This window comes from Symbiobacterium sp. (assembly GCF_040797425.1).
Classification (GTDB): Bacteria; Bacillota; Sulfobacillia; order Symbiobacteriales; family Symbiobacteriaceae; genus Symbiobacterium.
Genome location: NZ_JBFNEH010000068.1, coordinates 1 through 13,703, shown reverse-complemented (window position 1 = coordinate 13,703; position 13,703 = coordinate 1). Strand labels below are relative to the sequence as shown.

14 protein-coding genes are annotated in these 13,703 nt (G+C 70.1%); 4 read left to right on the top strand and 10 right to left on the bottom strand.

Going from position 1 to position 13,703, the window contains the following annotated elements; genetic code table 11:
- Window positions 1–177: 177 nt before the first annotated feature.
- The 4 genes from AB2385_RS15400 to AB2385_RS15385 form a co-directional block, all read right to left on the bottom strand.
- Window positions 178–1,170, bottom strand: coding sequence for a sodium:calcium antiporter (locus tag AB2385_RS15400; protein ID WP_367655899.1), 993 nt, complete (start codon window positions 1,168–1,170; stop codon window positions 178–180).
- Window positions 1,171–1,356: 186 nt separating this feature from the next.
- On the bottom strand, window positions 1,357–2,016 hold the full coding sequence (locus tag AB2385_RS15395) for a YitT family protein (RefSeq protein WP_367655898.1): 660 nt from the start codon (window positions 2,014–2,016) through the stop codon (window positions 1,357–1,359).
- A 100-nt stretch (window positions 2,017–2,116) separates the two neighbouring features.
- A complete protein-coding gene (locus tag AB2385_RS15390; RefSeq protein ID WP_367655897.1) occupies window positions 2,117–2,392 on the bottom strand; it encodes a hypothetical protein in 276 nt (91 codons plus the stop codon).
- Between the two features lie 82 nt (window positions 2,393–2,474).
- Window positions 2,475–3,380 (bottom strand): LysR family transcriptional regulator, encoded by a 906-nt coding sequence (locus AB2385_RS15385; RefSeq protein WP_367655896.1) that lies wholly within the window; start codon window positions 3,378–3,380, stop codon window positions 2,475–2,477.
- 98 nt (window positions 3,381–3,478) lie between these two features.
- Between AB2385_RS15385 and leuC the strand changes: the two genes are divergently transcribed.
- From leuC to AB2385_RS15370, 3 genes are all read left to right on the top strand, one after another.
- Window positions 3,479–4,903, top strand: coding sequence for a 3-isopropylmalate dehydratase large subunit (gene leuC / locus AB2385_RS15380; RefSeq protein ID WP_367655895.1), 1,425 nt, complete (start codon window positions 3,479–3,481; stop codon window positions 4,901–4,903).
- Window positions 4,900–5,514, top strand: coding sequence for a 3-isopropylmalate dehydratase small subunit (gene leuD / locus AB2385_RS15375; RefSeq protein ID WP_367655894.1), 615 nt, complete (start codon window positions 4,900–4,902; stop codon window positions 5,512–5,514). Before leuC ends, leuD begins: the two co-directional genes overlap by 4 nt.
- Window positions 5,515–5,787: 273 nt before the next feature.
- Window positions 5,788–6,792: a hypothetical protein gene (locus AB2385_RS15370; protein WP_367655893.1), complete on the top strand. Its 1,005-nt coding sequence runs from the start codon at window positions 5,788–5,790 to the stop codon at window positions 6,790–6,792.
- Window positions 6,793–7,169: 377 nt separating this feature from the next.
- Here AB2385_RS15370 and AB2385_RS15365 read toward each other — a convergent pair whose 3' ends face one another.
- The 6 genes from AB2385_RS15365 to AB2385_RS15340 all read right to left on the bottom strand — a co-directional run bounded on the left by AB2385_RS15365 (window position 7,170) and on the right by AB2385_RS15340 (window position 12,840).
- A complete protein-coding gene (locus AB2385_RS15365; RefSeq protein WP_367655892.1) occupies window positions 7,170–7,832 on the bottom strand; it encodes a hypothetical protein in 663 nt (220 codons plus the stop codon).
- Between the two features lie 40 nt (window positions 7,833–7,872).
- Window positions 7,873–9,612 carry an ABC transporter permease gene (locus AB2385_RS15360; protein ID WP_367655891.1) on the bottom strand — a complete coding sequence of 580 codons (1,740 nt, stop codon included), beginning with the start codon at window positions 9,610–9,612 and terminating at the stop codon, window positions 7,873–7,875.
- Window positions 9,609–10,484: an ABC transporter ATP-binding protein gene (locus AB2385_RS15355; RefSeq protein WP_367655890.1), complete on the bottom strand. Its 876-nt coding sequence runs from the start codon at window positions 10,482–10,484 to the stop codon at window positions 9,609–9,611. Before AB2385_RS15355 ends, AB2385_RS15360 begins: the two co-directional genes overlap by 4 nt.
- Window positions 10,485–10,638: 154 nt before the next feature.
- Entirely contained in the window at window positions 10,639–11,271 is a 633-nt protein-coding gene (locus AB2385_RS15350; protein WP_367655889.1) for an ATP-binding cassette domain-containing protein, read from the bottom strand.
- On the bottom strand, window positions 11,271–12,290 hold the full coding sequence (locus AB2385_RS15345; protein ID WP_367655888.1) for a hypothetical protein: 1,020 nt from the start codon (window positions 12,288–12,290) through the stop codon (window positions 11,271–11,273). Before AB2385_RS15345 ends, AB2385_RS15350 begins: the two co-directional genes overlap by 1 nt.
- Complete coding sequence (locus tag AB2385_RS15340; RefSeq protein ID WP_367655887.1) at window positions 12,268–12,840, bottom strand: RNA polymerase sigma factor; 573 nt, start codon at window positions 12,838–12,840, stop codon at window positions 12,268–12,270. Before AB2385_RS15340 ends, AB2385_RS15345 begins: the two co-directional genes overlap by 23 nt.
- 353 nt (window positions 12,841–13,193) lie before the next feature.
- On the opposite strand from AB2385_RS15340, the gene AB2385_RS15335 reads away from it, so the two are divergent.
- Window positions 13,194–13,631, top strand: a complete 438-nt coding sequence (locus AB2385_RS15335) for a hypothetical protein (protein ID WP_367655886.1) — start codon at window positions 13,194–13,196, stop codon at window positions 13,629–13,631.
- Window positions 13,632–13,703: the final 72 nt, after the last annotated feature.

Genomic DNA, 13,703 nt, shown 5'->3' with positions numbered 1-13,703 from the left:
GATGCAGCAGATGCGGGCGAAGGCCGGGACGGGTGCTTGAAGCGTGAAGTGATAGGAATTCTGAGGACGGGGACCGCTCTTGCTGAATACACCATGATCTGGGATGCGTACACCCGATTGCGGCAACAGCCGCGTCGTCCTGAGCGCCCAGGGGTTCTGGCTCGGTGACTCAGCGTGCTATCCCGCCAGGTAGATGAGCCGCAGGCCGATCAGGTAGGTGGCCAGGATGACTGCCATATCCCAGGGGAACCGGCGGCCCTCCTCGCGCCGCGGCAGGGTGAGTACCACGATCACAATGCCCGAAAGGACCAGTCCCACCAGGGCCGTGACGATTTGCCCGGTGGTGCCGGTGGACAGGATCGGCGTGCTGCCCGGCTGGAAGAGGTCAGCGATGAACAGGATCACCATGTTGAAGATGTTGCTTCCGAGCACGTTGCCCACCATCAGGTCATAGGCGCCCATGCGGGCGGTGAAGATCGAGACCGTCAGCTCGGGTAGCGACGTGGACAAGGCCAGGAGCGTGCTGCCGATGAATGTTTCGCCCAGGCCCGTGGTGACGGCGATCTCATCGGCCGCCTTGCTCAGGTACCAGCCCGCCACCAGGATGGCCAGGGCCGAGCCCGCAAACCTGAGCCAGACGCCCGCGAGAGAGGTGGAATGGCCACCTGCCGCCTGCGGCAGCTCCGACGTCGCCGCGACCTCGGCCTGCTGGTCGCTGCCGGGCAGAAGCCGCATGATCACGATGTAGGTGACCGCGATAAGCCAGGTGTCCAGTCCTGCGCCCAGAAAGGAGTAGGGCTGCGGCACGACAAGGGCCAGCGCGGCGATGCCGCTCAGGAGCATGCCGGTGGCTGCCGAGGTGGCGTGAACCGGCGATACGTTAGAGAGAATGTGGCGTGCGGCGAAGCACTGTCCGAAGACGAGCAGGACCATATTGAGTATGTTGCTGCCGAACACGTTGCCCAGGGCGAGGTTGCCGGCACCCATGTAGGCGGCTGACGCCGAGGCGGCCACTTCCGGCAGCGAGGTTGCGCCGGCGAGGAGGAGGGAGCCGATAAAGGCCCGGCCGAGCCCGGTGCGCTCCGCCAGCTCGTCGGACGCGTGGGAGATCATGCGCCCGGCCACGGTGATAACGGCGGCGCAGATCAGGAACAGGATCCAGGGGTTCATGCACGACACACATCCTCTGCGAGACTGGAGTTCACATGCTGGCAGCAGCATGTAGACTCAATATAGCATTATAGCGCAAATCTGCTATATTCGAGTATATCATATCTATTCCTAATTGGCCAGCGTAACTACCTACGGAACACGAAGTGGTCACCTTAAGAGCCAGCCGCAGGAGAAACAGCGCCTCTACCCGCTCGACCGCACCGTCGCCGTCGGACGCAGAGCCACCGGGCGGACGATGCCGTTCAGGAAGCCGAGGCGGGCCAGTCGGCCGGCCAGGTAGAAGCCCAGCTGCACCGACGGCCCCACGCCCAGCACCACGGCCACCGTGCCCAGGCCCAGCGGTCCGCCCAGCCACCAGCCGATTACCGAGACCGTCAGGTCCAGCCCGTTCTTCACCAGCCCCACGGGCAGCTTCACGAGGCGGGTAAGGCCGATCATCAGGGAGTCGCGGGGGCCCGCACCCAGGTCGGCGCTGGCGTAGAGCGCCGTGCCCACACCGGAGAGGAGGATGCCGGCGGCCAGCATCAGCCACAGGCCGGCCGTGGTCTCCGGGGAGGGCATGCGCTCCAGGATGAACTGGAGGATGGGACCGAAGCAGAGCATGTTCAGCACCATCCCCAGGGTGGGCCGCAGACCCAGGGCCCAGTCCAGCCCGATGATCACCAACCCCAGCGTCTGGATGACCAGCCCCAGCGGGAGGCCGGTGCGCCCGCTCAGTCCGAGGTGCAGGATGTCCCACGGGCCGGCGCCCAGACCCGGGCGGATGACCAGCGCATACCCGGCGCAGGTGATGACCAGCCCCGCAAAGTACCACAGCAACCGTAGCGCGAAACGGAACCGCATACCCCACACCTCGCGAAAAGCGGTGATAACCGAAGACCCCGGACCACGAGTGTCCGGGGTCTTGCTCATTATGATAAACGATTCTGTGTAGCGAAGTAAATCACGCTTCACGCTCGCGCCAGACCAAGCGCAGCGGACTGAGGCCCGCGAGCTGCTGGCGGACCCGCGACGAGGGCCACTCGTAGCGGAGCCAGAGCACGGCCAGTCCGGCGGCCGTCACGGCCGTCCAGAGCATGCCGGCGAGCCCGGCGTAGGGCAGCAGGGCTAGCGGCCCGGACTCGTGCAGCAGGGGGATCGCCCAGACAGCCAGCACGGCCACTCCGATGCAGGCGGAGTCGGTGCAGATACGCAGCCAGCGCTCGTATACCTTGAGCATGCGATCGCCTCCCGCCAAGCGCTTTCACCTGTTATGACGTAGCAGCCCGACTCCAGGTTTCAGGAACTATGTGGAAATCTGGTTACAACGGCCAAAGTTCCGACGAAAGGCGGAGGAAGGCTTCCGCCGAACGGGGGAGAGGCCGGTCGCGCCGCCAGGCCAGGGCGAGGGTGCGGGTGAGGGGGTCGCCCGCGAGGGGCACGAAGACCGGCGCCGGCCGGAGGCTGCGGTCGGCGGCCATCTCGGGGACGAGGGTCACGCCCAGCCCCGCGGCGACCATCGCCTGCAGCGTTTCGATCTGGGCCGACTCGAAGGCGATCTGCGGCACGAAGCCGGCGGCTCGGCACGCCTCGAGGACGAGGTCGCGAAAGCCGTAGCCGGGCTTCATGATGAGGAAGGGCTCGTCCGCCACGGCCGACAGCGGAACCGGGCGGACACCGGTGGGTCCGGTGACCTCCAGGACCAGCGGGTGGTCGGGCGGCAGCGCCAGCAGGATCGGCTCGGTGAGCAGGGGCTGCGCCAGCAGGCCGGGACTGCCCAGCGGCAGCGTGGTGAGGGTCAGGTCGGTCTCGCCGGCCAGAGCCAGCTCGGTGAGTCGCTGGGTCGACTCCTCCCTGAGGATCACCTGGATCCCCGGGTAGCGCCGCCGGAAGGCGGTGATCACCCGGGGCAGCACGCGGGACCCGGTCATGGGCAGGCTGCCCAGCACCAACCGGCCGGTGCGCAGGCCGAGTCGCTCCTCTACCGCGGCCTTTGCGGCTTCCACCTGGCGCAGAATCGCTTCGGCGTGGGGCAGAAGAGCCTCGCCGGCCTCGGTGAGCCGCACCGGGGTCCGGCTGCGGTCGAAGAGCGGCGCACCCAGTTCCTCCTCCAGCCGGCGGATCTGCTGGCTCAGGGAGGGCTGCGCCACCATGTTCTCCGCGGCCGCCCGGGTGAAGCTCTGGTGTCGGGCCACGGAGACGAAGTAGCGGATGTGGTGCAATTCCACGCGAGCACCCCCATAGGCAGAGCCTATCATCACCATAGTTATCATATGTTGGAGGTCTGACGCAACCCCAGGTATATATGTTCCAAAGGGGTGATGGCATGAGCGAACGGACCTTGTTCGACAAGATCTGGGAGCGGCACGTGGTGCGGCAGGAGCCGGGCAAGCCCGCCCTGCTCTACATCGACCTGCACCTGGTGCACGAGGTTACGTCGCCGCAGGCCTTCGAGGGGCTGCGGCTGGCCGGGCGCAAGGTCCGGCGGCCGGACTTGACGCTGGCCACCATGGACCATAACGTGCCCACCACCGACCGGTCGCTGCCCCTGACGGACGAGATCGCCGCCCAGCAGATGGAGGCGCTGGCGCAGAACTGCGCCGAGTTCGGCGTGCGGCTCTTCGACCTGCACAGCCCGCAGCAGGGCATCGTGCACGTGATCGGCCCCGAGCTGGGCCTCACCCAGCCGGGCATGACCATCGTCTGTGGCGACAGCCACACCGCGACCCACGGAGCCTTTGGGGCTCTCGCCTTCGGCATCGGCACCAGCGAGGTGGAGCACGTGCTCGCCACCCAGTGCCTGGTGCAGCACAAGCCGAAGGTGATGGAAATCCGGGTGAACGGCTCCCTGCCGCCGGGCACGACGGCCAAGGACCTCATCCTGGGCATCATCGGCCAGATCGGCACCGACGGCGCCACGGGGTACGTGGTCGAGTACACCGGTGCGGCGATCCGGTCCCTCTCGATGGAGGGCCGCATGACCGTCTGCAACATGTCCATCGAGGCCGGAGCCCGGGCGGGGATGATCGTCCCCGACGAGACCACCTTCGCCTATCTGAAGGGCAGGCCCCACGCGCCCAAGGGCGAACTGTGGGAGGCGGCGGTGGCCGACTGGCGGACGCTCGCCTCCGACCCCGACGCCGTCTACGACCGGGTGGTGGAGTTTGACGCCGGCCGGCTCGCCCCCATGGTCTCCTGGGGCACCAACCCGGGCCAGGTGGTGCCTGTTACAGGGCGGGTGCCCGACCCGCGTGACTTCGCCGACCCCGCCCAGCGGAAGGCGGCTGAGGCGGCCCTGGCCTACATGGACCTGGAGCCCGGCACGCCGATCCAGGAGATCCGCATCGACCGGGTCTTCATCGGCTCCTGCACCAACGGGCGCATCGAGGACCTGCGGGCCGCCGCGGCCGTGGTGAAGGGCCGCAGGGTGGCGCCGGAGGTGCGGGCGATGGTGGTGCCCGGCTCGGGCCAGGTGAAGGCGCAGGCTGAGGCGGAGGGGCTTGACCGGATCTTCCGGGAGGCGGGCTTCGAGTGGCGGGAGGCGGGCTGCTCCATGTGCCTGGGCATGAACCAGGACATCCTTTCGCCCGGCGAGCGCTGCGCCTCGACGTCCAACCGGAACTTCGAGGGCCGGCAGGGGCGGGGCGGCCGCACGCACCTGGTGAGCCCGGCCATGGCGGCGGCTGCGGCCATCGCCGGCCACTTCGTGGACGTGCGGGAGATCCTGGCGGAGGGGGGTGAAGCCCGATGAGGCCGTTCGTGCGTGAGACGGGGCTGGCGGTGCCGCTGGACCGGGTGAACGTGGACACCGACCAGATCATCCCCAAGCAGTTCCTGAAGCGGATCGAGCGGACGGGCTTCGGGCAGTTTCTGTTTTACGACTGGCGTTACCTCACCGACGGCTCGCCCAACCCGGAGTTCGTGCTCAACCGGCCGCAGTACGCCGGAGCGACGATTCTCATCGCCGGGCGGAACTTCGGCTCCGGTTCGTCTCGGGAGCACGCCCCGTGGGCGCTCACCGACTACGGCTTCCGGGCGATCATCGCCCCGTCGTTTGCCGACATCTTCTACAACAACTGCTTCCAGAACGGCCTCCTGCCAGTGGTGCTGCCGGAGGAGGCGGTGGCGGAGCTGATGAAGCGGGCTGCGGAGCCGGGGTACCAGCTCACGGTGGACCTGGAGCGGTGCGTGGTGGAGGACGAGGCGGGCTTCCGGGCGGATTTCGCGATCGACGAGTTCCGCCGGCACCGGATGCTGCACGGCCTGGACGAGATTGGGCTCACGCTGCAGCATGAGGCCGAGATCTCCGCCTACGAGGCCCGGCGCCCGGCGTGGATGCCCCGGACGCTGGCGGAGGGGTAGCTCGGGGCCGCTCCCCCGCCGCGGGGCCCCGCATCGCGCCGGCTTTCGGAGACGGAGGGCACAGCATTCAGAAGGGCGGAGGCGGGCGCCTCCGCCTTCGCGCGTCAGTCTGCCGGGCGCCTGGTGCGGCCGGGCGGCGGGGCGCACGAAGCGCCCTCCGTCTCTGGGGGGTATGAGCCACCCGGGGTTCGGGTGACTCTGAGTTGAAACAGAATGCCAGGCAGATCCGTCCAAGCGGGTGGAAATGGGAAAGAACTGGAGGGAGGTCGTCTCATGAACCAGTGGCTTTCCGCTCTCCTCGCACTGTTGGTTGCGCTCTCCGCGGCCCTGTGGAAACCGGCAGGCGCCCCGGGGCCGGGCCCGGCGGAAGGGGAGACGTCCGCAGTCGCGCCGGAGCAGGCCGCAGTGGATGAGGATCGGGCGGCCGCTCCGGAGGAGGTTGAGGAAGCGGCGGGCGACCAGGAGCAGGCCGACGAGGCGGCCGCCCGCGCCGTGGTCGAGGAATTCGGCCGGCGGCTGAAGAACGTTTCGCTGACCGCTCCGCCCGATATTGTCGCCGCGGGCATGCGGGAGCAGTACGGCGACCTGGTCTCGCCGGAGCTCCTGGAGCGGTGGCAGAGAGACCTGTCTGCCGCGCCCGGGCGGGTCGTTTCCAGCCCGTGGCCCGACCGGATCGAGATCCTCGCCGTGACCCGCACGTCGGAGGACGCCTTTGAAGTGAAGGGCGAGATCATCGAAATGACGAGCATGGATGTTGTTGAGGGCGGTTTCAGCGCGAAACAGGCCATCACGCTGGTCGTCACCCGCAGCGGCGACCGCTGGCAGATCAGCGACGTCTCGCTGGGTGAGTACGTCTATCCCGGGCCCGTGACTTACCGGAACGGGGAGTACGGCTTCGTCCTCTCGCTGCCGGAAAGCTGGGAGGGCTACACGGTCGTGACTGAGACGTGGGAGGGCCTCCCCGTGGGCGGAAGCGAGCCCGTCGAGACCGGGCCGCTGATCCGCATCCGGCATCCCGAGTGGCGGGAGGACGCGCCCCGGCAGGACATCCCCATCATGGTCTTCACCGTGAAGCAGTGGGAGGCCCTGGAGGCCGGGGAGTTTCACATCGGCGCCGCCCCCATCGGGCCCACGGAACTCGGCCGCAACGACCAGTACGTGTTTGCCCTGCCGGCGCGGTACAATTACGCCTTCCCCGAGGGGTACGAGGAGGTCGAGGAGATCCTGCAGGGCAGTCCGCTCGTGCCCATGAAGCCTGGCCCGGTGCGGCCGCGCTGAGCGAGAGTACCGGAGTTTGGGACCCTCGCGCCTGTAGCCGACCACAGGGACTGTGGCGCACGGCGGTGGGAGCGTCTTGAGCGCCGCGGTTCGGAGGCGATGTGGGCGAGAGGAGCAGGCCCGGTATCGGGGGGACATGGGAGAGAGGAGCAGGTCCGGGATCGGGTGGACATGGGTGAGAGGAGCAGCGCCGGGATCGGGCGGACAGGGGCGAGAGGCACAGAGCCCGGTGCCAGGCGGACATGGGCGAGAGGGACAGCCCTTGGGACTGTGGCGATGTGCGCGCCCGGAGCCGCGAGGGGCCCGGGCCCCGGGAGCGACTGAAAACCTGCAGAGACACAGGAAGGGGCCGCACCCGCGGAGGGGCGGCCCCCGTTTCACTCTCCCTGCCGCAATAACCGCTCCGGCACGGCCAGGAGCCGGCCGCTGGCCCAGAGCAGGAGGAGGGCCACCAGCGCATAGGCGCCCTTGCTCACGGCCAGGGGCGCCGGCGCCGCGTCGCTCATCCCGGCGAAGGGAAGCCAGAGTTGGTAGACGGAATCGTACGGGCACCAGATCGTGGCGATGGCCAGGGTGACGAAGTAGACCGCCAGGCCCCCGGACCACCCGATTACGGCCGAGCCGCTCAGGGCGTGGAAGAGGTGGCACGCCGCGGAGAAGAGCGCACCCGAGACGAGGGTGGAGAGGAAAGTGCGGAGTTCGTTCACGTCTCCGGCCCGGGGACCCGCGATCCAGATGAAGAGGCCCACCGCCACCGCGTAGTAGGCCGCGGCCAGCGCCCAGCGCTGCAGGAAGAGATTCCTGAGCCCCCGAGGAGAGGCGCCCCACCGTTCGTCGACCCGCCCGTCCACGAGCAGGGCGGGCGCGGTGAGTCCGATTAGCAGCAGCGGCCCGAAGATCTCGGTGCGCTCGACGAACCAGCGCAGCAGATATCGATCGCCCGCACTCTCCGTCGGCCAGAGCAGGGCAGCGGCCAGGACGGCCGCCAGCGCCGCGAAGTGCCACGGGCCGAAGAGCGTGCGCAGGTGGCTGCGGAGCATGGCTGTCACCTTCCCACACGGGTCTCACGCCCCACGCCCATCACCTCCAGATCGGTGTGAAGGCCCCGACCTCCAGGCCCAGCCGTGAGGCGACGACCTGCCAGTACTCGTCCGAGGAGGGGATCCAGCCCAGGGGGCCGCCCAGGCTGACGGGCGGAACGGCTGCCGCGGCCTCCTCGAGCGCGGCCAGGACCCGGTCGTGCCCCAGGGACTGGCCGGCGGCCCAGAGGGTGAAGGCGTTCTCCACAGCCAGCGCGCTGCTGGCGTAGCCAACCGCCCCCGCACTGTGGAGGGTCGTGAAGGCGTCCGGATCGCGATCCAGCGCATCCCGTGTCTGGCTTTCCCAGAGCCGCAGCTCTTCCGCCAGCGCCTCCGGGCCCGCCGCCCGCTCCAGGACGACCCACTGGTGGTAGAGCGCGGCCGCCCCGTCCCAGGTCAACCCGGGCAAGTACTCGAAGTACTCGCCGTTCTGGACGACTCCGGGGACGTAAGCCGGAATCTGCGCCAGATCCGCCCAGTACGCCTCGGCCATGGCCCGGAGCAGCGCCCGGTCTGCCCGGCCTTCCCCGCCCCGGCGCGCAGTAGCCACGTCCTTGGGCAGCAGCACCAGGTGGCCCTGCTCCAGCCGGGCCTGGCGGAGGAAGCTGCCCTCGAAGATGCGCAGGGGTTCGCCCGCGGGCGGCCGCAGCGCCGGGAAGTGCGGCAGGAGGCGGGCGGCAGCCTGGGCCAGGGGGACGGCCGCCTCGTCGGACCCGCGCGCCAGGTAGACTTCCACGGGACCGGCGGGGGTTTCGACCCGGTGCCGGACCCAATACGACTTCCGCTCAGTGGAACCGGCGGCCGCGGCGCGCACCTGCGCCATCTCCCACTCCTGCGCTTCGTCCTCCCACATCACGCTGGCGGGGGCCCGGAGCAGCGGTACGGCACTGACCGCCCCGCCCGCCAGCAGGAAGACTAAGAGCAATGCGGTGACCCGCCGCCCTGCCGCCGTTGTCAGCACCGGGACCTTGCGGGGCAGTAGCCAGAGTGCCAGGGCGAGGAGCCCTGCCGTCAGGGCCAGGGACCACGCCCGGTTGAGCGCGATGAGCCCGGTGTACGGGTCGAGGCCGAAGACCGCCGAGAAGTTGGGGGGCTGGAAGACCGGTGCCAGCTGGCCGCGCAGCACTGCCCCTGACAGAAACCAGGATCCGACCACGGCCAGCGCCCCGGTGGCCAGCACGACGCCGGTTCGCCCGGTGAGGCCGTCCATGGCCAGCGCCAGACCCGTGACAAAGGCGTAACACGGCAGTGTCAGCAGGGCGCTCATCCGGAGCACGTCTGCCCAGTAGGGCAGAACCTGGGGCCGCACCACGCCCAGCGCCGCCGCCCCTGCGGTCATGCTGACCAGCCAGGTGACGGTGAGGGCGGCCCAGCCGGCCAGGAACTTGGCGGCGACGGCAGCCAGGGCGCTCACGGGGCGGCTCTGGACCAGTTCGTGGATGCCGCAGGCGGCATCCCGCCGGCGCAGCGCACCCAGCGCCGGCAGGAAAACCAGCGGCCCCACCAGCAGGACCCAGTCGCCTAGTCTGCGGGCGACCAGTGCCGGGCCGAAGTCGCCATCCACCGCCAGGTCCACCGTCCCGCTCGCGGCCGCGAGCACGGCGAGCCAGAAGGCGGGCCCCCGGGTGATGAGGCGGAACTCCCAGCGGGCCAGGTGCCAGACGAGCCGGACCTCATGCGGCCCCCCGGGGCGGCCGGACGGGGCTTCGTGGGCTGCGGCCGGGACACCAGGGATGCTCACGCCGCCTCACCCCCGTCCCGGGTACGCAGAGCCCAGACGTAGCCGTCCTCCAGCGTGGGGGCGGCGGGCTCGGCGCGGTAGCCCGGAGGCGGCGCGTGGGCGACCACCCGGGCCCGGACCAGCCCCGCTTCCCGGACGGCGGCCACGGGGCGGAAGCGCTGCTCGAAGTGGGACCAGTCGGCGGGCTCCACGGCCACCGCCCAGACCTTCCCGTCCGCCCGGGCGGCGAGTTGGTCGGGACTGCCGGTGAATATCACCTTTCCGTCCCGCAGCACGGCCAGGCGGGAGCAGGTGGTCTCCACGTCGCTCACGATATGGGTGCTGAGCAGCACGGTCCGGTCTTCCGCCAGCCCCGCCAGGAGGTTGCGGAAGGAGACCCGGGAGTCCTGGTCCAGCCCCTCCGTGGGCTCATCCACGATCAGCACGCGGGGGTCGCCCACCAGAGCGGCGGCGATGCCCAGGCGCTGGATCATCCCGCCCGAGAGCTGGCGCACCCGGGAGCGTGCCCGGTCGGCCAGGCCGACCCGCTCCAGCAGGGCCATCAGCCGGGGCCGGTCCGCCGGGGCCTCGGCGATGTGTGCCATGAACTCCATCGTCTCCAGGACCGTGAGCTGCGGATAGAAGCCGAACCGCTGGGGGAGATAGCCCAGGCGGCGGCGCACCGCGGCCAGGTCGGTGAGCGGGATGCCGTCGATGGTGACCCGCCCCTCGGTGGGGGTCATCAAGGTGGCGAGGATGCGCATCAGCGTGGTCTTGCCCGCCCCGTTGGGCCCCAGCAGCCCGAATGTCCCGCGGACCTCGAGGTGGATACCGTCCAGGGCCACCTTGCCGTCCGGGAAGACCTTGCGGAGTCCTTCGATGACGATGCTCATGTCTCGTTCTCCCCTTCGATATCCGGTCGCTCCGGTCTGGTGGGGGCTGCCCCTGGCAGACCGGTCGGTGCCGACGGTTCTGGGAAAAGGGGTGCCGTGAGGTGGGAGAGCCCCCTTTTCATTCCGGCACCACGAGGCGCGGACGGGAACCGTTTCACGACTCAACCGCCAGCCTCCCAGCGTCCAGGCTCCAGTGGGCCACCAGTCCGGGCGGGACCAGTTCCAGGCGGTGCGTGGCCAGGAGGGTGACCCTCCCGGGGCGGTGGCAGAGCTGCAGTACCCGGGCCCGGCTGTCGCCGTCCAGGCTCTCCAGGGGTTCGTCCAGCAGCAGGACCTCCGGGTCGCCCAGGAGCGCCTGGACGATGCCGACCAGGCGCCGCTGCCCTTCCGAGAGCTCCCGCAACGCCGAGTGCGCCCTGGCGGAGAGGCCCAGCGCCTCCAGCAGTTCGTCCCGGCGCCGGGCGGCGAGGGCGGGCGGGAGCGCCTTCAGGGCGCTGAGGTAGTCCAGGAAGCCGCTCACCGTCATCTCCGGATAGGTCGCCGGTCGCTGGGGAAGGTACCCCAGCCGGCGGTGGTAGGCCTTGAGCTGCGCCGTGATGGACTGTCCCCACCACCGCACCTCCCCGGCGGACGGAGGGATGAGACCGGCCAGGGTGCGGAGCAGGGTGGTCTTGCCCGCACCGGAGGGACCGGTGAGCAGCGTCACCCCCGGGCCCAGCCTTCCGCGGACGGAGTCGAGCACGGTGACGCCGCCGAGGCGCACCGTGACGTCTGCCAGCTCCAGCATCAGAACCGCCTCCCCCACGTGTCAAGGCCCGCAAGGCGGGTGGTCAGCCGGGGCCAGGTGCGGGCGATCAGGCCGGCGGCCAGGATGAGCCCGCCGGCGCAGAAGGCGCTGAGCGGCAGCAGCACAACCGGGTCCGTGACCGCGGCGATGGGGAGGTCGCGGGCCAGCGTCAGCCGGGTGAGAATCAGCAGCCACAGGGCCAGGGCGGCGCTTCCGCCCACCCAGGGCGGCACGTAGAGGGAGAGGGAGAGGACGGTTACCGAGAGCACCAGGATGGGCAGGAGCCAGCCCAGCACCAGCCAGCCCAGCATGACGGAGGGCTCCAGCGCGGCCGAGAGCAGCGAGGCGCCGCCCAGGAGGAGCGTGTCGTAGGCGGCCACCCAGAAAAGGCGTCCCAGGACCAGTTGGGCCGGGGTGAGCGCGCACGTGAGCTCCACCTCGGCCATCCCCGTGCTGATGCCCCGGAAGGCATGCGCGACCCCCAGGGTGGCCAGGATGGGGGCCACCAGCAACAGGAAGGCCCCGTAAGTCAGGTCCAGGCCCAGGCTGGCGGCAACGTCCGGAGAAAGCAGGGGCATGCCCGCGGCGACCAGGGCGGCGCTGGCGAGCCAGAAGGGGCGTTCCAGCAGGCGCACCTGGGGCTGCACCGCGGCCAGCGTGCGGGCCAGCCAGCCCGGCTGCCGGACCCAGGTGCGCTCCAGTTCGGCGGCGAAGGGGCTCTCCGGAGCCGGCACGAGGGCGGTGAGGGCGGCCACCAGGCGCCGGGTTTCGGCGGGATCGGGATCGGGCCAGGCGGCATCCTGCGCCCTGGCCGCCGCCTGCAGGGCCTCGGCCAGGGCGGCGAGTTCGTCACCGTCTTCCGGCACCGGCACACTTCCCGCAGGTTCGCCCGCCCACGTGTGTTCGGCAGGGCCGGGCACCGGGGCCGCCAGGTCTGTGCCTGGGCCAGGGTCCAGCGCCTCGGCCGGATCGAAGCCGAGCACCCGGATGAGGCGGTCAGCATCTGGCCGGTTGCCCATCGCACGTCACCTCCCGGGAAAGCCGGCTGCGCAGGTGGCGCAGTCCGTGGTAGATGCGGGACTTCACCGTTCCCTCAGGCAACTCCAGGGCCGCCGCGATCTCGGGTACGGTCAGACACTGGCAGAAACGCAGCACCAGCACTTCGGCGAAGTGCGGCGGCAGTGCCTGCAGGGCCGCCAGGGCTTCGTGGGCCAGCAGGCGGTTGGCCACGTCGTCGTCGGGGGGCGGGCCGGCCTCGGGCATCTCCGCCGCCTCGTCGAGGGGGAGGGCTGCAGAGCCGTGCCGGTAGGCGGCGCTCTTTCGGTGGTCGCGCCAGAGGTTGACGGCAATCTGGTAGACCCAGGGCTTCACAGGCCGCGGGAACTGGTACTGGCCGGCGCGGGAGACCAGCCGGAAGAGGCACTCCTGGGCCAGGTCCTGCGCCAGGTGGTAGTCGTGGGAGAGCCGGTAGAAGTAAGCCGTGAGCGGCTTGTGATAGCGGCGCACCAGCGGCTCCACGGCGTCAGGGTGCCCCTGTTGGAGTTGGCGCATCAGGTCCTCGTCGGTCATGGCCTCACCTGCCTTCACCAGGTGTTACGAGGTGTCCCGGAGTTTCGTTTAGTAAGTTGGGTCTTCTGGATGGCGTACGAAATCTCCTGGACATGCCTGAGGCAGTGCCGGTGGGCGTCGCCCGGCTGGGTCTCACTGCGCGGTCACGCCGGGCGCGGGGCGGCGCCGGGGCGAGTCCGGTGGCGGGGCCATGCCGGGGGCGGGTACCCCGGGGGCTGGAGTCTGGGGTGACGTAGCCTGAGGCCCGTACAACGTCGTACCCTGGTGGGATCATGCGCGAACATCAGCCGGTGCGGGGACGGTCTGTACAGTAAGAAAAAGGCGTAAGGGGATGACCCAGAGGGGGGCGCAGGATGCTTCGGTGGGGGATGCACCTCGTTGCGATCTGTGGTGGAATTGCTGCTATCCTCGCCGCCGGGACGGTGAGAGATGGGATCCTGGATCCGCGGACCCTCACGTTCGAGTGGAGCGGATACTTCGGGTCCCATGCGCTGGTGGCGCTGGCCGGGTTCCTGCTGGTCCTGCCGCTGGTGTGGCCGGCGGGATCGGTGCCGCGTCCCGTGCGGGTGCGCTGGGGGGTGCTGGCAGTCTACCTGCTTGTGGGCGACGGGCTGGTGGCGCTTCTGCCCGTGTCGACGTTCATGGTGATGCGGGATATCTGGGCTACGGCGGGCCAGGTCGTACTCGTGAGCCTGCCGGAGCACAACATGTCCCTGCTCAGCTACTTCGGCGCGATGCTCTCGGGTGCCGGGATGGCGCACGCACTGGGCCAGGGCCCCCACGGGGAGTAGGCGGGGCCGGGACCCCTGTACTGCGGCGCTCTGCGGGTCCGGTGGCCCCCCGAGCGCCGGCGCGCCGACCCC